This is a genomic window from Methylobacterium sp. WSM2598 (assembly GCF_000379105.1).
GTDB lineage: Bacteria > Pseudomonadota > Alphaproteobacteria > Rhizobiales > Beijerinckiaceae > Methylobacterium.
This window is the reverse complement of the sequence record NZ_KB900609.1, coordinates 1968719-1987225: the sequence shown is the minus strand read 5'-3', so window position 1 is coordinate 1987225 and position 18507 is coordinate 1968719. Positions and strand designations below refer to the sequence as shown.

Annotated in this window: 17 protein-coding genes, 1 tRNA gene and 2 pseudogenes; 7 read left to right on the top strand and 13 right to left on the bottom strand. The window is 70.1% G+C overall.

Annotated features, from left to right (window positions below):
• Positions 1–185: 185 nt before the first annotated feature.
• From MET2598_RS0109300 to MET2598_RS0109290, 3 genes are read right to left on the bottom strand one after another with little or no spacing between them, the layout of a single operon-like run.
• The gene (locus MET2598_RS0109300) at positions 186–1121 is read right to left on the bottom strand and encodes a class I SAM-dependent methyltransferase (RefSeq protein WP_026190614.1); all 936 of its coding nucleotides are present in this window, start codon (positions 1119–1121) and stop codon (positions 186–188) included.
• Positions 1118–2071 (bottom strand): class I SAM-dependent methyltransferase, encoded by a 954-nt coding sequence (locus MET2598_RS36195; protein ID WP_036270319.1) that lies wholly within the window; start codon positions 2069–2071, stop codon positions 1118–1120. The genes MET2598_RS0109300 and MET2598_RS36195 overlap by 4 nt, the downstream gene beginning before the upstream one ends.
• Entirely contained in the window at positions 2071–3378 is a 1308-nt protein-coding gene (locus tag MET2598_RS0109290; RefSeq protein WP_018260634.1) for a glycosyltransferase, read from the bottom strand. Before MET2598_RS0109290 ends, MET2598_RS36195 begins: the two co-directional genes overlap by 1 nt.
• A 592-nt stretch (positions 3379–3970) precedes the next feature.
• Between MET2598_RS0109290 and MET2598_RS38880 the strand changes: the two are divergent.
• From MET2598_RS38880 to MET2598_RS0109280, 3 genes and pseudogenes are all read left to right on the top strand, one after another.
• Positions 3971–4156 (top strand): annotated as a pseudogene (locus tag MET2598_RS38880) (IS5/IS1182 family transposase); the annotation flags it as partial.
• Positions 4157–4756: 600 nt separating this feature from the next.
• Positions 4757–4951 carry a hypothetical protein gene (locus tag MET2598_RS38875; protein WP_083784677.1) on the top strand — a complete coding sequence of 65 codons (195 nt, stop codon included), beginning with the start codon at positions 4757–4759 and terminating at the stop codon, positions 4949–4951.
• Positions 4952–5027: 76 nt separating this feature from the next.
• Positions 5028–5348 carry a hypothetical protein gene (locus MET2598_RS0109280; protein WP_012332714.1) on the top strand — a complete coding sequence of 107 codons (321 nt, stop codon included), beginning with the start codon at positions 5028–5030 and terminating at the stop codon, positions 5346–5348.
• 31 nt (positions 5349–5379) lie between these two features.
• Here MET2598_RS0109280 and MET2598_RS43700 read toward each other — a convergent pair.
• Positions 5380–5647 (bottom strand): annotated as a pseudogene (locus tag MET2598_RS43700) (hypothetical protein).
• 2031 nt (positions 5648–7678) lie between these two features.
• Here MET2598_RS43700 and MET2598_RS0109265 point away from each other — a divergent pair.
• Entirely contained in the window at positions 7679–8005 is a 327-nt protein-coding gene (locus tag MET2598_RS0109265) for a hypothetical protein (protein ID WP_026190613.1), read from the top strand.
• 70 nt (positions 8006–8075) lie between these two features.
• Positions 8076–8687, top strand: coding sequence for a 5-formyltetrahydrofolate cyclo-ligase (locus MET2598_RS0109260; protein WP_018260629.1), 612 nt, complete (start codon positions 8076–8078; stop codon positions 8685–8687).
• On the opposite strand, the gene MET2598_RS0109255 is transcribed toward MET2598_RS0109260, so the two are convergent.
• Positions 8674–8988, bottom strand: a complete 315-nt coding sequence (locus MET2598_RS0109255; RefSeq protein WP_084673801.1) for a helix-turn-helix transcriptional regulator — start codon at positions 8986–8988, stop codon at positions 8674–8676. The two genes, MET2598_RS0109260 and MET2598_RS0109255, sit on opposite strands and share 14 nt — an antisense overlap.
• Positions 8989–9046: 58 nt before the next feature.
• On the opposite strand from MET2598_RS0109255, the gene MET2598_RS38865 reads away from it, so the two are divergent.
• A complete protein-coding gene (locus MET2598_RS38865) occupies positions 9047–10009 on the top strand; it encodes an ABC transporter substrate-binding protein (RefSeq protein WP_012332720.1) in 963 nt (320 codons plus the stop codon).
• Positions 10010–10636: 627 nt separating this feature from the next.
• On the opposite strand, the gene MET2598_RS0109245 is transcribed toward MET2598_RS38865, so the two are convergent.
• Positions 10637–10712 (bottom strand) — tRNA-Glu (locus tag MET2598_RS0109245).
• Between the two features lie 117 nt (positions 10713–10829).
• Here MET2598_RS0109245 and MET2598_RS0109240 point away from each other — a divergent pair.
• Positions 10830–11651 carry a TrmH family RNA methyltransferase gene (locus tag MET2598_RS0109240; protein WP_018260626.1) on the top strand — a complete coding sequence of 274 codons (822 nt, stop codon included), beginning with the start codon at positions 10830–10832 and terminating at the stop codon, positions 11649–11651.
• Positions 11652–11666: 15 nt separating this feature from the next.
• On the opposite strand, the gene MET2598_RS0109235 is transcribed toward MET2598_RS0109240, so the two are convergent.
• From MET2598_RS0109235 to MET2598_RS0109205, 7 genes are all read right to left on the bottom strand, one after another.
• Entirely contained in the window at positions 11667–13202 is a 1536-nt protein-coding gene (locus MET2598_RS0109235; protein ID WP_012332722.1) for a CYTH and CHAD domain-containing protein, read from the bottom strand.
• A 150-nt stretch (positions 13203–13352) separates the two neighbouring features.
• Positions 13353–13886 (bottom strand): phosphonate metabolism protein/1,5-bisphosphokinase (PRPP-forming) PhnN, encoded by a 534-nt coding sequence (gene phnN / locus MET2598_RS0109230; protein WP_012332723.1) that lies wholly within the window; start codon positions 13884–13886, stop codon positions 13353–13355.
• A 1-nt stretch (position 13887) separates the two neighbouring features.
• Positions 13888–15024, bottom strand: coding sequence for an alpha-D-ribose 1-methylphosphonate 5-triphosphate diphosphatase (locus MET2598_RS0109225; RefSeq protein ID WP_012332724.1), 1137 nt, complete (start codon positions 15022–15024; stop codon positions 13888–13890).
• Positions 15025–15037: 13 nt separating this feature from the next.
• Positions 15038–15742 (bottom strand): phosphonate C-P lyase system protein PhnL, encoded by a 705-nt coding sequence (gene phnL, locus MET2598_RS0109220; protein WP_018260625.1) that lies wholly within the window; start codon positions 15740–15742, stop codon positions 15038–15040.
• Complete coding sequence (phnK, locus tag MET2598_RS0109215; RefSeq protein ID WP_012332726.1) at positions 15739–16512, bottom strand: phosphonate C-P lyase system protein PhnK; 774 nt, start codon at positions 16510–16512, stop codon at positions 15739–15741. Before phnK ends, phnL begins: the two co-directional genes overlap by 4 nt.
• Positions 16509–17396, bottom strand: coding sequence for an alpha-D-ribose 1-methylphosphonate 5-phosphate C-P-lyase PhnJ (locus MET2598_RS0109210; RefSeq protein WP_018260624.1), 888 nt, complete (start codon positions 17394–17396; stop codon positions 16509–16511). The genes phnK and MET2598_RS0109210 overlap by 4 nt, the downstream gene beginning before the upstream one ends.
• Positions 17393–18505, bottom strand: coding sequence for a carbon-phosphorus lyase complex subunit PhnI (locus MET2598_RS0109205; RefSeq protein ID WP_018260623.1), 1113 nt, complete (start codon positions 18503–18505; stop codon positions 17393–17395). The genes MET2598_RS0109210 and MET2598_RS0109205 overlap by 4 nt, the downstream gene beginning before the upstream one ends.
• Between the last annotated feature and the right edge of the window lie 2 nt (positions 18506–18507).

Genomic DNA, 18507 nt, shown 5'->3' with positions numbered 1-18507 from the left:
CTGAGCGACGCCGACATCCGCATTGCGAAGCAATCAACCGGATGTCGAATGAGATCCGCATAAGTCAACGTTCGTAAGCCGAAAGTACCTCATACAGGCGGGTTTTCGCTGTCTTGCCAAGAGTTCGTATGGGAATGCCCATGCAGACACAACTGGTGCATTAAGTGCACCTTAAGGCGGATCGATCATGCGATTGCGGGCTTGCGCGCCACCAGCAGCAGTGATGCACCCTCATCATCGGGGCGGAACGGCTCCGGCTTGAGCTTCCGCATCACGAACCCACCCATGAAGCCGATCAGCGCGGAGGCGTGCCACGCCCAGGAGTGCCGATAATGAACCTGGCGGCATTTCACCGGTGAGCAGCGCTCCATCCAGTACACGATCGCATCCACGTCGCTCCAGGGCGCGATCTCGACCGCGGCGCTGACCAGACCCGCGCGGGCTGCGACCGCCTCCAGCGCCGCCTTTGTCCACCACGTGAGGTGATGCGGCACCGCGTTGATCAGGTAGTTCGGGATCCGGGTGTGCGCCGCCGGCACGTGCGGCACTCCGACGATCACGGTGCCACCTGGTCGCACCGCCCGCATCATCGCCTCTACCATCGCCACCGGCTGCTCGACGTGCTCTAGCACCTGGAAAGCGGTGACCACGTCGTAGTGGCCGGCATGCGTCCGCAGGTGGTCGTCCAAGTTCTCGATCCGGGCCCAGGACGCGCCGGGCTCGCCGGAGAAGTGCGGGTCCAGACCCGTGTAGTCGGCGTGGCGCACCTCGTGGCGGAACGCGCCGAAGCCGCAGCCAACATCAAGCACCCGGTTGCCCGCCGCAACGTGGCGGGCGGCCAGTCGGAACTCGGCCCGCGGGTGTCCTTCGCGCGGGTAGTGGCGGATATTCAGACGGCTGTAGAGGGTCGTGTAGAAGCCGGCATCCCCCTGCCGCATGGGGTCGAAGAAGTAGAGGCCGGTCGGCGACTCCCACAGGCCGAAGCGCGTTGCGCCGCGGAAGCTCGGGCGCACATCGACCCGCAGCGTGTAGCGCCAGAGGTCCGCGAGCAGGCGCGCGCTCACCCACTGCACGAGGCGGACCGCTGGTTCGCCCGTGACGGGACAGGGTGGGGTCGTCATGGGGTGTCCTGCAAGTCAGTGGAGAGATCAACGGTGCGCCGAGCGACTAGCAGCAGGGCGACGCCCTCGTCCGTTCCCGGCTTTGGTAGGGGTAGGAAGGACGCCGCGACGACTCCGCCAAGCGCTCCGACCAGGGCCGCAGCGTACCAGGACCAAGCGTGGCGGTAGTAGTGCGCGCGGCAGCGCACGGGCGAGAGGCGCGCCATCCAGTGCACGAAGACATCGCCACGAGACCATACGGATTCCCGCACGATGGCGTCGGTCAGTCCGACGCGGCGGGCGAGCGCCACCAAAGCCGGCTTGGTCCACCATGTCAGGTGGTGGGGCACGGCGTTGGTGAGCCAGTTCGGAATGCCGGTCTGCGCCGAGGGGACGTGCGGCACGCCGGCAATGACGAGGCCGCCCGGCCGCGCGGCCCGCGCCATCTCAGCCATGAGGCTGACCGGGTCGGTCACGTGCTCCAACACCTGGAAGGCACAGACGACGTCGTAGCTCCCCGCGTGCCTCACGAGATGGTCGCTCAGGAGCTCTGCCCGTGCCCAGGGACGATCCTCCCCGCCAGCAAAATGCGGGTCGAGCCCGACGTAAGTCGCGTGAGGCACGTGATGCCGGAAGGCCCCGAAACCACATCCGACATCAAGCACCCGGTCGGCGGGCCGCACGTAGGCGGCTGCGGTCCGAAACTCGTCACGATCGGGGTCCCGCAGGTACTGGCGCATGCCACGGCTCCGGTAGAAGGCCGCGTAAAAGTCCGCGTCGCCCGCCCGCATCGGGTCGAAGAAGTGGAGGCCGGTCGGCGACTCCCACAGGCCAAAGCGCGTCGTGCCGGAGAAGCTTGAGCGCGGATCAGCCCGGAATAAGAGCCGCCACAGGGCGGTGAGGTGGCGGGCGCTGACCCATTGCACGAGGCGCACGGCGGGCTCACCGGTGACTGGGCAGGATGGCGGCATCAGGTCGCCCCCGCGCGCGCGGTGTGCCGCTCGATCAGGTCCGCGGCGGCGCTGACTCCCGGTTCGCGCGCCATCGCCGTCGCGATCGCCACCACAGCCGCAGAGCGAGTTCCGGCCGCAGCTCGGGCGATCCGCCCGGCGAGGTCCTCCGGTGTCACGCGGCCGAGCGCCACGGGAGCCTCGCCCGCTCCAACTTCGGCGACGCGGCGACCCCAGTAGAACTGGTCGCCCAGCACCGGCAGCACCACGTTCGGCCGCCCGGCCCGAAGCGCCGCGGCCGTCGTTCCCGCTCCGCCGTGGTGAACGACCGCGGCGACATGGGGAAAGAGCAAGGCATGGTCGCTCTCCTGGATCGGTAGGATGCGGTTCTCAGCAGTGTGGTCGTCCGGCATCGGGCCGGCAAGGGCGAGCCTGCCCGACCCCGTGTGAAGGATCGCCCGCCCGCCCCAGAGGTCGAGCGCGCGCCGCACCACCTCGGTGTTGCGCTTGGCGCCCCAGAGCATGGAGCCGAACCCGATGTAGACTGGCGGAGGTCCGGTATCGAGGAAATGCCGGATCTTCTCGGGCAGCGCTGCTGCGGGATCCTGCTCCCGGAACCAGAAGCCGGTCTGCGTCGCCGGAACGGGCCAGTCCTTGGCGGGCGGGCTCAGCGCGGCGCTGTAGGCGAGCACCACGGGTGTTTCGGAAAGGCCGTGCGTGACCGGGTTCGTGAGCAGGTGCAGGTCTCCACCCACGCCGCAGCGCCGCAGCGCCCGCAGCGGGCCGTGCATCAAGGGCGTGAGCAGGCGAAACACCTCGTAGGAAAGGCGGTTGCCGACTCGCCCGAGGTTACGTCCGCCGAACAGTGAGAGGCTCTCCCGCGTTGTTGGCAACAGGGGCTGGCACATCACCAGCAAGGATGCGATGCCCCTCGCGCGCGCGATGGCTCCGGCGAAGAACCCAAAGCTGTTGTAAACCACGAGGTCGGCCCGGCCGACCTCGTCAAGGGCGCCGAGCATGAGGTCAGTGATTTGCGCCTCGACCCGGCCAGCAAGGGCACGCACATTTCGCAGCAGGCCGGACCGGGGTACGAAATTGCTGCGAAACAGCTCGTCGAAGGCCGGGTCGCGCAGCACCTCGGCAAAGGGTACTCCCATGGTGACGGGATCAAGACCGAAGCGGCGTACCAGCCCGGCGTAGTCGCTGGTGGTCAAGATGCGGACGGCGTGACCCCGCGCCTGCAGCTCGCGGCCGAGCACACAGAAGGGCTGTACGTCGCCTCTGGTTCCGAAGCTGACGAGGAGCATGCGGCGCGCGGGAACCGACATAGCTATCTGCCTCCGCCGCAGCTGCATCGCTGAGGGTGAAGTCGCTGGCTGCCTGCCGGGCAGAGACAAGCCACGCCTGCCGCTGCAACCTCCCCGGAGGCTTGAGGCGGCGTGAGGAAGTATGCCGCTTCGCGCGTTAGTTTACCCGATTGTGGGTGCGTCGGGCTTGCAGGCAGTCGAGCCTACCGAATATGGGGACCGCGCTCAGAAAAGAAAAAGGCCGCCCTCGCGAGCGGCCCGAAGTCTAGGGAGGAAACGCCCAAGGAGGGCACACCCGGCCGCGACGGCATCGCGGTTGGGCGCTCGTCATATGCCATGGGGCGAGGATTACTATAAGCGATGATAATAGCGTGCTGCATTGCAGGGAGTGAATAACAGGTGGACGTTCGGCTGATTGGCAGGACGGAGACGCATGCGCACCTGGCCGAGCAGGCCATCAGCAATCCCGCCCTGCCCGTGCCGCCGGTGCGCTGGCCCCGGACCGTCCCGTCCCGACCGAAGCGCCCATTCGGATCGGGGAAGGCGTAGAGCAACAGCGCAGCGGCGGCAGGGCAGCGATCCCCTTCCAGTGTTGGTTGGCTGGAAGCGCCCCATGCTGGGTCGGCGTGATCGGGAGCAACCCGAGTTGTTCGTAGAGGGCTCGCTGCGCCAGATCTTGCCGGATGATCACATCCTGGTGCGGGTCGACCGGATGCTCGGCCCGTCCTGGCTGCGGGAGAGCGTGGCTGACTTGTACTGCGCGACCAACGGCCGGGCATGGATCCCGGGCTTGGCGGTAGTGTCGCCGATCCCGCCCTCAGCGCCGAGCCGGTAGAGCAGCTTGAAGGCGCGGTCCGTCGGTGTCTCCCGCTGGGACCGATAGCCGGGCCCGGGGCTCCCAGCGATCCAGGTCGAAGGGCCTTCTCGCTTCGACGTCACACGGGGCGATCCTGCGCGGGGGACACCGCGCCGCCGGGATGCTGTTCGCTGGGCCGTAGAGGGCGGCGGTTCCGGAGCGACCTGGATCAACACCGCCCCACGCTGCCGTGACACGCTCGCTGATCCGGTCGGGCCGGGGAAGGCGCTGCCTCCACTCAGCTTGCCTTGGGCCGGTCCGCGCAAGCCGCCATGCCCGCAGGGTCCCGTGGCGGGCTTATCGCCTGCAGGTGCATGGCGGCCGGGCCGAAGCCCTACTCAGAACCCGGCCGCCAGCTCCAGCGACCAGCCCGCCACGGGCTCAAAGCGGTCACCAGTCGCTGCCTTCGCCCGCTCTCGTCGTCGACACGAGCGGGCGGTCCCGGAAGATCAGAGGCGACGACCCGGAGATCTCATCCCGGAGCACCGGGCCGCCGCCGTGCCGGCTGGGTGTTCAGCGCCGCAGGCGAAACGGTGGGCCAGGATGGTCAACGAAGTCTTACCGGCAGCAGAACGCCCGGCGGTCATTCCGTACCGCCGGGCGTCTGTTCGGAGACGAGCCGGCTCCTGGTTTCTGGAAACCGGCTTCGGTCCGGTTGACGATCCCAATCCGCCCAAGTTCGCGGACCTGGACGAGGCACAAGCCTGGATCGAGGAGCGGCGAGCTCGCGCGTCCTGAGCCTTACGACTGGAGTTGCAGTAACGCCTGATGTGCGGGCTGGCGCTTACCAGATGCGCTCCCCACGTGTGTGCACATGACACCCGAGCAGAACCTCCGGCCGGAGTGCGAGTGCGGTCCCGAAGAGCGCGTGGTGCGGGCGGAGATCGCCTACTGCCTGCTGGAGCGCGCCTATCAGACCTTGGCGCTCGCCTTCGAGCGTGCCGCCCCGGGCCGGTTCGCCTGCCTCAACCGGGCGGTGATGCGCGATGTCATGGCCGATCTACGCGAGATCCAGGAGACGCTCCCCGAGGGGATCGCGGCTGGGACCGCGCTCGCGGACATCGCGGCGGAGTTGCGCGAGACACTGCTTGCCGCTGAGAACATCGTCTGCACGCCCCAGGACGGAGAACGGTGAACCGCTGGGCTGTGTGCGGCGATTGCGTCCGTCAGGCAGGCCGCGCGAGCAGGATCGCCGTCCTGATCACTATGCACCGCGCGATCGAGGGTGGGATCGTCCAGCACGTCCCTAGCGATTTCGCGGTTCGCCACGGCCGCGGCAATGTCGATCGCCACGCCCTTCGCGATCAGGCGCATGCCGGGCGTGGGATCGTCCAGGTACTCCCGCATGGCGGCATCGAGCTGCTCGTCGGTGACGGCCTTGAGGGCAGGGAGCGCTTTGAGGTGTAGAAGCGAGGGCCTGAGGGCCCCTCCCAAGCCGACGGAACCGCCCGGAGCCGCCGCGCGGCTATCCGCTTTTCAGGGATCTCCACTCGACGCCGGCCGGGCTTCCCTCCCGAGCCGGCATTTCTTTGTGAGGGCCGGGTCTTCAGTGCCGCTTTCGGACCCGGCCCACGGCCCTGCCCCGGGCGTGCGGGCCTGGAGCGGACAGCCAAAGACTAGTGCATTGACGCATTCAAAACGTACATAGCTCAGCGCGATTTGTCCCTCATTTTCAGGCGAGTAGCGGCTGAGCACATGGTGTTTTCGTCGGCGTCTGTGCACCAGCACGGTCGAGGCAGCGGCTTGCAAGACTCCACTGAAAGCCAATAGACTGGCCCTCGACTGGCGGCCGGTTCGAGGCCCGCGCGAGACCTTCGGAACGCTGTCCAGAGGCACCATGACGCGTCCCATACTGGGGCTTGTGCGAATAGCGGGTTTCGCCGCCGCGACGGCGCTCAGCCTGCGGAACGTGCAGACGGCGACGAGATGAAGATTGTGTCGGAGGCGACTCGGTAGCGCCTTGCCAACTTGACCGCCAGCATACTCTTCTGGCGGAGTTCTACTCTACAGAGCCTCAGCCCGCCCGGCACCTCTCCACCGTGGCGGACTTTCTTTCGCTAACGTGGCTCAGGTCCGAATATGAGGTGCGACGGCACTCAAAATGTGCTTGAGGTACGCGCGATCCATTTCCCCAAACGTGGATCGCAGCCTTTCAGCCCGCCCGGTCCTGCCGCGGCGGGCTTCCCTCATTCGCTTGGGCCCACAGAGCATGGCAAAGGTCGGGACCAGCACGATCTCGCAGCTGAGCGCGATGACGTGGCTGGAGCGCCCGAACGGCTCGAGGATGCAGGCGTAGCACGCGCTCGTGGCGAAGAGCCTGAGCCGGGCAGCGGCGGCGGACATGCCGCAGTGGGCCAGCAGCTGCGGGACATCCTTCATGGCTCAGCTTACGGTTCCATAAAGGCCGGTTCGCGCCTTCATGCGCGCCATCGCACTCTCGGATCGGAGACGCGCTGATCCGCGTCAAGGCGGGCCTGCCCCGTTGACCGGCACTTTCACGCGTGTCGTGGCGCACGTCGGGCCGTTTACGGTTTCCTACCTCGATCGGCACACCCTGGTCGTTCCTCCCGAGGGGGCGTGCATGGCGCAGATCCGCATCCTGGACCCACTGAGCGGTCGCGTGGTCTCGGTTGATCTCCCGCTGCCTGCCGCTGCCCGTCCCGCTCCACGCCCCGCCGAAGCCGTTCGAGAGCCGCGTCCAGGGCCGGTGCAGGGCACGACGGCGCCGGAGAAGCCGCTGGCGGTGCCGCCGACCGCTGTCCCGGCGGCCTGAGGACGGTTGCCGCGGGGCGCTTCGATCAAGAACCCTCCTGCCCGGCGCGGCCGCTCCAGAGCTGCTTCGAGCCCTGATGCCCTGGCTGCCGAACCCTTCTCGGCCATAAGCAGAAGGCTTCCGCCTTGGGGTTTGATTATGGCGACCAGCGGTGTTGGCACGCCTCTGGAGGGCGCAGGAATGGCCGTGGGCGGCCGTTGTAACGGGACGGAACGGCGGGGCGAGCCGGTGCCGTCCAACTCGTGCAGCAGCTCCGCCGGCCTTGCTCCAGCGGTTCGTCGAGAACGGGCTCGTACAGCGCCTGCAATCGGCGCCCCAGGCGGTCGCGCGGTTGCGAGCCCGCGCGAGGTGGCTCCATACGCCCGCCTTGCGCGAATGGCCGAGAGCCGAATTATCCGCAGGAATATACGCCGTGGACATTGTGCCGCGCATAAAATGATGCCGGCCCGAGTAGGACCCGGCCGGCAGTGTGGGCCTTCAAACCTCCTCTTCGGGCCGACGAGGGCCCCCTCCGAGTCGAGCTGCTCCAACTTGGCAGTAACGGATCCACCGCATCGGAATGAACGACTTATCTCCGCGCCTGCGGAGGAATCGTCTGCTAAGATGAGCCTGCTGCAGGCCGACAGCGCCGAGCCCATGGGGCAGGATGCAGCGCTTCCACGGGGGCGCCCATGCTGGCAGGACGTCCGAACATGAACAGATATCCGGGTCGGCCCGCGGATGAGTGGGCCAGGATTATCGCTGAAGCCTATGCTGCTGAGGCACGGCCACCTCTTACACAGCGCCTGCTGGAGGAGATGCGCGTCATCATCACCGAGGCACTCAGGGAGGCGGAGGTGGCCAACAGCCCGGATGCCGAGCGCTGCGAGCGCGTGAACTTGGTTCTGGATCGCAGCGAGATGTCCCTCCACGCTGCCGTCGGACCTCGCCTCGCCGCCATCGATGACGCCGCCGGACAGGCTGTGATGGTGCACCGTTCGGAGGCTGGGCGGCCGTTGCGCCCCTATGGCGGGCAGTAAGCCGGTCACGCGGCGCACCGGCACGGCTGACATCCTCCGCAGCTAGCCCGGGAGAGGCGGGAGCAAGCCCATGAGCGACACATCCAAGATCTCGGACGCCAACACGGGGCTGCCGAATGCCGGTGCGGATTGGCCAACGATCCGCGATTGGCGCAAGGAGACGCGAACCAAGCTGATCGAGCAACGCATCGGGCTCTCCGCCCAGGATCGCGCGGCGCGGAGCCAGAGGGTCAGTCAGGCGCTCGGAGCGGCACTGGAGCCTTACGCCGGCAAGCTGATCGGCTTCTACTGGCCATTTCGCGGCGAGTATGACCCGCGAGCGGTTCTCTCGTCGATGCGGGAGCGGGGCACGCGCCTTGCGCTGCCGGTGATCGTGGAGCGGGGACAACCGCTCGTGTTCCGCGAGTGGTCACCGGGCCGCTTGATGGCGCAAGGCGTTTGGAACATCCCGGTGCCGGAATCCGGCGAGCCGGTGTTTCCCGACCTCCTGGTCGTCCCGCTCGTCGGCTTTGACGAGCAGGGCTACCGGCTTGGCTATGGTGGTGGCTTCTACGATCGCACGATCGCTGCGATGTCGGTCAAGCCGCGCACCATTGGTGTTGGCTTCGAGCTCGGGCGCCTGAGGACGATCTACCCGCAGCCACATGACATCGCTCTGGAAGAGATTGTCACTGAGCGCTGACACGAATGCTGACGCCGTCAGCGGGGCCCGAGCGCTCGTGAGGGTACGCGCCTCTGAGACAGGTCAACACGGTCGCGAGTCGCTTGCGGACCGTCCCGACCGGCACGTGGGCTGCGTTCGCGATCTCCTCCGCGCTCCTGCCGCCCGCGATCTCGTTGACCAGGCGCGCTTCGGAGGAGGTCAGGTTGAGGATCCTCTTCAGCACCTCGGGCGAGGGATGGGGGTTGGCATGCAGATTGCCGAGAATGACGACCTCGTGGGGTCCGCCCGGGGCGGGCTGGTTGATGGAGACGGTGCGCACGATTACCCTTTCGGGCGGCAATTGGCCCGCGAAGACGGTCGCGCTGGCGAGATGACCGATGAAGCGGAGAGACTTCCTCGCAGCGCTGTTCTTCCCGTGCTTGGCGCATCGGGTCGCGGCGGCGGCGAAGGCTCGCATCGTTATCCTACACAGCGGGTTTGCTGACCGCACACCCATCCACCAGCTTTACTCCGCGCTGAGTGACCTTGGGCATCACCAGGGGCAAACTGCCGATATTGAGCTTCTCAGTGCGGACGGCGATCCCGACCGCCTCACCTCGTTTGTGGCTCACATATCCCAGGTCCAGCCACAGGTCATCATTGCAGTGACATCACCTGCCGCACTTGCACTCAAGCGCGCGCATGTCTCTAAGCCGGTAGTGTTCTTGTTCGTGTCCGATCCAATTCGCCTTGGCCTAGTGAAGAGTCTACCCCGACCGGGAGCCAACTACACGGGAGTGACATTCAGTGATGCGTTTCTGGGGGCGAAACGCCTCCAACTCCTGACCGACACCGTCCCAGAAATGCGCACAGTCGCTGTCCTTTGGAGCCCGCAGTTTCAGGAGAACGCTGCCCTCGTGGAGAGTATCCTCATTGCAGGGAAACGGTTCAGTATCGAGGTGGCGACCATAGAAATCAGCGGCGCTGCTGGCTTGCCTGCTGCATTCGATGGTGCGGTAGCCGCTCGGGCGCAGGCCGTGATCTTCATCACCGAAAACGCCCTTTTCAACCACCGGCGCACGATTGCTGATTTGGCTTTGGCTCGGAAACTTCCAACTATCCACACCTTCCCGCCTGAGGTGCATGATGGCGGCCTGATGTCATTCTGCCCCGATCTCAGGGAGAGCTATCATCGCGCAGCGGCTCTGACCGATCGTGTACTTCAGGGAGCGCTGCCGCGTGATCTCCCGGTCGAGGAGCCTTCCAGGTTTACGTTGTGCGTCAACATGAGGACGGCAGCAGCACTCGGCTTAAACGTGCCCGATTCCATCCTGGCCCTTGCCGATGAGGTGATCGATTAGGCTGCAGTCCCCGCATCCGAGCATCACGTCGGCGGGCAGAGCGCGCCGCAGACGGACCGAGGCTTTGAGACGACGAGGCCCGCCCGGTAGGCCGCCGGGCGGGCTTTGACGCGAGACCGATGGCGGGTTGCCACTGAGTGAATGGTGCCCCCGATATGGTTAACGAGCGATCGCATGGCACCCTGGCCCGGGTGGCCCTTCGCCTTCCGCCAAGCAGACGCCCGCGGCCCGTTGCATGACGGCCACGCATGAGCTGCCGATCGTGCCGCGCTCCGCTGCCGCGATGGCCGCGATGGCACGGTTGGCGCGCCGTGCACTCGGGCTTCACCGCCGGGGCGCTCTCCTCGGCGGCGGGGTCAAGGCGTGCCGCCAAAGGGCCGGCCTACGGCTCGACCGCATCGAGCGTTGACGTCAGGCGGTGTGATGCGGGATCCGCTTGATCGAAGCGGATCCCGGATCGCGAGCCTGCGCGGCGCCTGAGCGAGGCCCAAATCCGCCATCCCGAAGGAATCAAGCGGATTTGGTATGACCAAGTGCGTGTGGGTGAGCCCACCCTCGTGCACGCCCACATATCGGACATACGTTGGACACGGGCAGCACCGAAAACAGCTAAGTGATTGATTCTGCTGGCGCGCCCTACGGGACTCGAACCCGTGTTTTCGCCGTGAAAGGGCGACGTCCTAGACCGCTAGACGAAGGGCGCTCGCGGTGAGCGACCCTATAGTGAGCTTCCGGGCCGACGGCAACCGCATTGATGGGGTTGACGCGGTCGGCGCCCTGCTGTGTGTCGGCGCGCCGCAGGGCGGCGGGAGGGCACAGCATGGCGATCAAGCGGATGCCGCCGCGCGAGCGGCGCGGCGGGCCGGACCGGCGGACCGGCGCGCCCGCCCGGGCGCCCGCGGGCGCGCGGGCCGGCGCGGGCCCGCGGAGGGCCGACGAGGACACGGTCGTCCTGTACGGCTGGCACCCGGTGGCCGAGGCCCTGCGCAACCCGCGCCGCCGGCTCACCCGCCTGCTCGCGACCGAGAACGGACTCGCACGCCTCACGGAGGAGGTCGGCGAACTGCGAATCGCCCCGGAGACCGTGCGGCCCGGCGAGATCTCGGCCCTGGTCGGGCCCGATGCCGTGCATCAGGGGCTCTACCTGGAGGCGGAGCCCCTCCCGGTCCCGCCCATCGAGGACCTGCCGGCCGACGCCGTGCTCCTCGCCCTCGACCAGATCACCGACCCGCACAATGTCGGGGCCATCGTGCGCACCGCGGCGGCCTTCGCGGTCACCGCCATCGTCACCACCGCGCGGCACTCCCCCGCCGCCACCGGCGTCCTCGCCAAATCCGCCTCGGGCGGGCTCGAACACGTCCCCTTCATCACCGTCCGCAACCTCGCCGAGGCGCTGATCCGCTTCGGCGAGCAGGGCTTCACCCGCATCGGCCTCGATTCCGAGGCGCCGGTCCCCCTGTCGGAGGTGACGCCGACGCGCCCGCTCGTCATCGTGCTCGGCGCCGAGGGCAAGGGGCTGCGCCAGCGCACCCGCGAGTGCTGCGACGTGATGGCCCGGCTCGACTTCCCCGGCGCCATCAAGAGCCTCAACGTGTCGAACGCCGCCGCCATCACCCTCTACGCCCTGGCGCCGCGGCGCTGACGCCGGCCCGCCCGGTCAGCGCCAGAAGGGCCGCACGTCGATCAGGGCCGCGTGGGCCTCGGCCGCCGCCCGCAGCAGGCGGGCGGTGCGCTCCTCCATGTCCGCCGCCGTGAGCCCGGCCGCGAAGACGGCCGAATCCGCGGCGCCCTCGGTCAGCGCCGCGGTGAGCGTGTGCGCGGTCGCGATGTCGTTGAGGTCGCCCAGGCAATCCTGCAGGTCGGCCAGCGCCTTCACGAAGGTCCTGTGCCGCTTGACCGCCTTCGGCTTGGGATAGAGGCTGCCGAAGAACTCCGCCCCGTAGCGCAGCTTCTTGGCGGCGATGCGCACCCGGTGGCGCGCCTCCGGGTCGAGTTCGTCGAGGTGGCGCCCGCGCTTCTTCACCTGGCGGCGGCGGCGCTCCAGCTCCTCCGTCGCGAAGGCCCGGGCCGGCCCGTCCCGGCGCGCCGCCTGCGGCGCCCCCGCCTCGCGCCAGGGCCCCGCATCGATCCAGGCGATCAGGTCGAGGAGGAAGAGCCGCCACTCCTCCCCCCGCAGGACCGCGCCCACCGCCTCGTAGGCGCGGCTGCGCTCGCCCTCCAGATGCGATTCCAGCCGCAGCAGGCCCGCCTCGTCCGGGCGCCGGGCCCGCTCGGCCGGGAGCGTGCTCGCGAGGAACACGTCGAGGTTGCGGGCTTGGCCGAAGGGCTCGCCGAGCCGCCGCAGCTCCGCCCGGATGGTGGGCGTCCGGTGATCCTCCACGAGGTCGCCGAAGAGCGAGAAGGCCGAGCGCAGGCGGCGCAGGGAGACCCGCAGCTGGTGCAGCGCGTCCGCGTCGCGGTGGTCGAGCAGCACCGCCTCGTTGAGCCGCATGTGGCGCAGGCAGGCATGCGCGACGGCCTGGAAGGCTTCGCCGGCGCTCGCCTCGGGGTCGAGCCGCACCGGCTCCGCCTTGCTGGCGCGGTCGAGGCGCCCGGCGAGGAGCGAGTAGCCGCGCTCGGCCTTGGTCATCACCCCGAGGCGCAGCGGCACGCTCGCGCCGATCTCGCGGGCGAGCCCGAACAGGTCGGCGGCCGAGCCGTCCTTGAGTTCGAGTTCGAGCTCGTGGATCGGGGCGACCCGGTCGCCCTCGCCGTCGAGCAGGGTGATCCGGCCGCGGTCGAGGGCGACCTCGATGCGCGAGCCGCCGCGCGCGATCACCCGGGTCGAGCGCTCGACGCCCGCCGAGAAGAGCGGCCGCAGCACGCTCTTGCGGCCCAGAACATCCCCCGCCGGGGTCTCGCCGAGGCGCGCGAGGTCGGGCTCGGCCCCGTCGACAGGCCATTCCCATTCGGGCCGGTCGAACAGCCCGGCGCCGGTGCCGGCCGCCTTCACCGTCTGGACGTGCCGATCCCCGTCGCGGCGCACCCGCAGCGTGAAGCCCGCCTCGCGCAGGCGCCGGTCCTCGGTGTCGAAATACACGGAGGTCAGCCGCGCCTCCCGCTCGTCGCCGCCGAGGAGCGGGTGCTCGCTCAGCGCCGCGAGGTCGGAGGCCTCGAATTCGAGCTTCAGTTCGGTCTCCCGCGGCGTGCTCATCCGGTCCTTCCATTCTCCCGCTGCGGCGGTGGGCGCGCCGGCCCGCCGCCCGGGCCCCGAGGCCCGAGCCGCCCGGGCAGGAACGCCCGAGACGAGAGAACGATATGGGCTCTCGGCACGCCGCCGCGCAAGCGTCCGGTTTCCGCTCGGTCAGCGCGCGCGCAGATGGGCGACGAGGGCGGCCGCGCCCGCCTCGGGCGGCCCGTCGTTGAGGATGGTCAGGTCCGCCGCGTCGGGCGCCCGCCGCGCGAGGCGCGCGGCGAGGTCGCCGTCCTCCGGCCGGCCGCGGGCGGCGAGGCGCCGCGCCAGCACCTCGGGCGGCGCCGTGACGCTGACGACGCTCACCCGCGGCAGGCGCGCCCGCGCCTCCGCCACGGCCCGCCGCGAGATGTTCGCGGTCACCACGTGTCCGGTCTCCGCCAGGGACAGGCAGGCGGCCGGCAGCGCGTAGCCGAGGCCGTGGGCGCGCCAGGCCAGCGCGAAGCGCCCCTGCGCCTCCCCGGCGGCGAAATCCGCCTCGCCGATCTCGCGGTTGTCCTCGTGCGCGGAGGGCGGCCGCGTCACCAGCCGGCGCGGGAAGACGTAGCGGGGCTCGGCCGCGAGCGCGTCCCGCGCGAGGCGGATCAGCGTGTCCTTGCCCGCGCCGCTCGGGCCGACGATCAGGACGAAGCCGCCCGGGCGCATCTCAGGCCACCCGCTCGCCGCCGCGCCAGACCTGGCGCACGACCGGCACGCCCCCCGCGCGCCGCACGCGCACGAGGTCGGCCCGCAGGCCCGCCCGCAGGGCGCCGCGGTCGTGAAGGCCGGTGGCCCGGGCGGGATTGGCGGTCACCGTCGCGATCGCGGCGGGCAGGGTGATGCCGGGCACCCGCTCGGGCAGGGCGAAGGCCGCCATCAGCAGGCTCGCCGGCACGTAGTCGGAGGACAGGATGTCGAGCTGGCCCTCGCGGGCGAGGTGCTCGGCCGCGACGTTGCCCGAATGCGAGCCGCCGCGGATCAGGTTGGGCGCCCCCATCATCACGGTGATGCCGGCCTCCCGGGCCGCCCGCGCCGCCTCGGCGGTGGTCGGGAACTCGGCCAGGGCCACGCCCTCGCGCCGGGCCAGGGCGACGTCGTCGAGGGTGGTGTCGTCGTGGCTCGCGAGGGCGATGCCGTTCTCCCGCGCGATCTCGACCAGGGCCGGGCGGTTGACCGCGTTGAGGGCCTGCCCCTCCCGGATCTTGCGCTCGGTCCCGGCCTTGATCGCCTCCAGGGAGCGCCCGCCCCGGCCGGCATATTGGTAGTACTTGGCGATGTCGCGGAACTGCCGCTGGCCCGGCGTGTGGTCCATCAGCGAGAGCAGGCTGACGGGGAAGCGCGCCGCGAAGTCCCTCACCGTGTCGACGACGTCGTGGGACGGGATCTCGCAGCGCAGGTGGGTGAGGTGCTCGGCGCGGAACAGGCCGGCCTCCCTGGCCTCGGCGATCGCCCGGGCGAGCTGCATCAGCTCCGGCCCGAGCCCGCTCCCGTCCGGGTCGCTGCCGGCGCGCAGGGAATCGAACACCGTGGTGATGCCCGAGGCCGCGATCTGCGCGTCGTAGGCCAGCACCGCCCCGAGGGGATGCCAGCGCACCCCGGGACGCGGCGCGTAGTGGCTCTCCAGGTGGTCGGTGTGGAGCTCGACGAGGCCCGGGATCAGGTGGTCGCCGCCGAGGTCGAGCCCGCGCGCGGGCGCCCGTCCCTCGCCGATCTCGGCGATGCGCCCCTCCGCCACGGCGAGCCAGCCCGCCTGCACCCGGTCGGGCAGGACGAGGGTCGCGTTCTCAAGGATGGTCTCGGTCATGCAGTCTCGCCCTTCAGGCCGCCGCGCGCTCGCGGAACCGGGTGACGTCGATGGTGCGGGTCGCCACCGCCTCGCGCACGTCCGCGTCGTGGAAGATGCCGATCAGGCCGGCGCCGGCCGCCTGCTTCTCGCGGATGAGGTCGATCACCACGGCGCGGTTGACCGCGTCGAGGGAGGCGGTCGGCTCGTCGAGGAGCAGGAGCGGCTTGTCGGCGATGAAGCCCCGCGCGATGTTCACCCGCTGCTGCTCGCCGCCCGAGAAGGTCGCGGGCGGCAGGTCCCAGAGCCGCTCCGGCAGGTTGAGGCGGGCGAGCAGCGCGGCGGCCCGGCGGGCGGCCGCCTCCGGGGCGAGGCCGCCCTCGCGGCCGGCCGCCTCCACCACCTCGCGGGCGCCCACGCGGGGGATCACCCGCAGGAATTGCGACACGTAGGCGACCACGCGGCGGCGCAGGGCCAGCACCTCGCGCGGGGCGGCGCTCGCCACGTCGACCACGCGCGCCCCGTCGCGGATGCGGATCGCGCCGCGATCGACCCGGTAATTGCCGAAGGCCATCTTGAGCAGCGAGGACTTGCCGGCGCCCGAGGGCCCGCCGAGCACCACGCACTCGCCCGGATGCACGGCGAGGCTCACGGCGGCGACGACCGGAAGGGCGAGGCCGCCGCGCAGGTGCAGCGTGAAGGTCTTGGCGACGTCCTCGAAGGCAATGAGCGGGATCATGCGGCGAGCACCGAGGAGACGAGGAGCTGCGTGTAGGGCTCGGCCGGGTCGTCGAGCACCTGGTCGGTGAGGCCGGTCTCGACGATGCGGCCGGCCCGCATCACGATCATCCGGTGGGACAGGAGCCGCGCCACCGCGAGGTCGTGGGTGACGATCACCACCGCGAGGCCGAGCTCCGCGACGAGGCGGCGGATCAGGTCGAGGAGCCGCGCCTGGACCGAGACGTCGAGGCCCGAGGTCGGCTCGTCCATCAGCACGAGGCGCGGGCCGGTGACGAGGTTGCGGGCGATCTGCAGGCGCTGGCGCATGCCGCCCGAGAAGCTGGTGGGCGGGTCGTCGACGCGGTCGGCGGCGATCTCGACCTTGCCGAGCCAGTCGAGGGCGGTGGCGCGGATCCGGCCGTAATGGCGCGCGCCCACCCCCATCAGGCGCTCGCCGACATTGCCGCCGGCCGAGACCGCCATGCGCAGGCCCTGGGCCGCGTCCTGCCGGATGAAGCCCCAATCCGTGCGCATCAGGTGGCGCCGCTCCGCCTCCGAGAGGCCGGCGAGGTCGGCGAGCCGCCCGTCGCGCAGGCGGTAGCGGACCGTGCCCGCGTCGGGCGCGAGTTCGCTCGCGATCAGCGACAGCAGGGTCGACTTGCCCGAGCCGGATTCGCCCACGATGGCGAGCACCTCGCCCGGATCGAGGTCGAAGGCGACGTCGGCGCAGCCGAGCCGGGCGCCGTAATGCTTGGTGAGGCCGCTGACGCTCAGGAGTGCGCTGGTCATTCCCCGGCTCCCCGGTGGCCGGCATCCCGGCGCTCCTCGCAGAAATCGGTGTCCGAGCAGACGAACATCCGCCGGCCGCGATCGTCGAGCAGCACCTCGTCGAGGTAGACGCCCTCCGCCCCGCACAGGGCGCAGGGCCGCTCGAAGCGCTGCACCCGGAACGGATGGTCCTCGAAGTCGAGGCTGCGCACCCGGGTGTGGGGCGGCACCGCGTAGATGCGCTTCTCGCGCCCCGCGCCGAAGAGCTGCAGGGCCGGGCAATCGTCCATCTTCGGGTTGTCGAATTTCGGGGTCGGCGACGGGTCCATGACGTAGCGGCCCGCCACCTCGACCGGGTAGGCGTAGGTGGTGGCGATGTGGCCGTGGCGGGCGATGTCCTCGTAGAGCTTCACGTGCATCAGCCCGTACTCGGCGAGCGCGTGGAGCTGGCGCGTCTCGGTCTCGCGCGGTTCGAGGAAGCGCAGGGGCTCGGGGATCGGCACCTGGTAGACCAGGACCTGGCCCTCGGTCAGGGGATGCTCGGGAATGCGGTGGCGGGTCTGGATCACGCTCGCCTCCCGGGTCCGCGTCGTCACCGCCACCCCGGCCGTGCGGGCGAAGAAGGCCCGGATCGAGACCGCGTTGGTGGTGTCGTCCGAGCCCTGGTCGATGACCTTGAGCACGTCGCCGCGCCCGAGGATCGCCGCCGTCACCTGCACGCCGCCGGTGCCCCAGCCGTAGGGCATCGGCATCTCGCGCGAGGCGAAGGGCACCTGGTAGCCCGGCACCGCGATCGCCTTGAGGATCGCGCGGCGGATCATGCGCTTGGTGCCCTCGTCCAGGTAGGCGAAGTTGTAGCCGGTCCCCTGTTCCGGGCCGGAATCTCGTGCGGCGATCCCGCTCATTCGGCGGCCTCCCCCTCGGCGGCGTCCTCGTGCGCGGCGGTCCGCGCGGCCGCGTGCTCGGCCCGCATCCGGCGCACCAGCTCCAGCTCGGCCTGGAAATCGACGTAGTGGGGCAGCTTCAGGTGCTCGACGAAGCCCGTCGCCTGCAGCGCGTCGCAATGGGCGAGCACGAATTCCTGGTCCTGCGCCGGCGAGGCGAGCGGCTCGCCGAGTTCCTCCGCCCGCAGGGAGCGGTCGACCAGGGCCATCGCCATGGCCTTGCGCTCGCACTGGCCGAAGGCGAGCCCGTAGCCGCGGGTGAATTGCGGCGGAGCCTCCGCGCTGCCCTTGAACTGGTTGACCATCTGGCACTCGGTCAGCGTCACCCGCCCGAGCGGCACCGGGAAGCCCAGCTCCTCGGGCGTGAAGTCCAGCGCGACCTCGCCGACCCGGATCTCGCCGACGAAGGGATGCGTGCGTCCGTAGCCGCGCTGGGTCGAGTAGCCGAGGGCCAGCACGAAGCCCTCGTCCCCGCGGGCCAGGGCCTGGAGGCGCACGGCCCGGTCGGCCGGGAAGCCGATCGGCTCGCGGGTGAGGTCGCCCACCGGCTCGCCCGCGTCCGGGGGCGAGGGTTCGATCAGCCCGTCACGGCCGAGGAGGTCGGTGACGCGGGGCGCCGGCCCCGGCTCCGGCTCGGCCTCGCCGGCCCGCGGCACCTCGCCCTCGGCGGCGAGCGCGAAGTCGATCAACCGGTGCGTGTAGTCGAAGGTCGGCCCCAGCACCTGCCCGCCCGGCAGGTCCTTGAAGGTCGCCGAGATCCGCCGGTGCAGGGCCATGGCGCCGGTCTCGACCGGCTCGCTCGCGCCGAAGCGGGTGAGCGTGGTGCGGTAGGCCCGCACCAGGAAGACGGCCTCGATCACGTCGCCCCGGGCCTGCTTGAGGGCGAGGGCGGCGAGGTCGCGGTCGTAGAGCGAGCCCTCGGTCATCACCCGGTCGACCAGGAGGCCGAGCTGCCCGGCGATCTGCGCGACGGAGAGCTCCGGCACCGCGGGGTTGCCCCGGCGCCGCTCCGCCAGCAGCCGGTGCGCGTTGGCGATGGCGGCCTCGCCGCCCTTGACGGCCACGTACATGG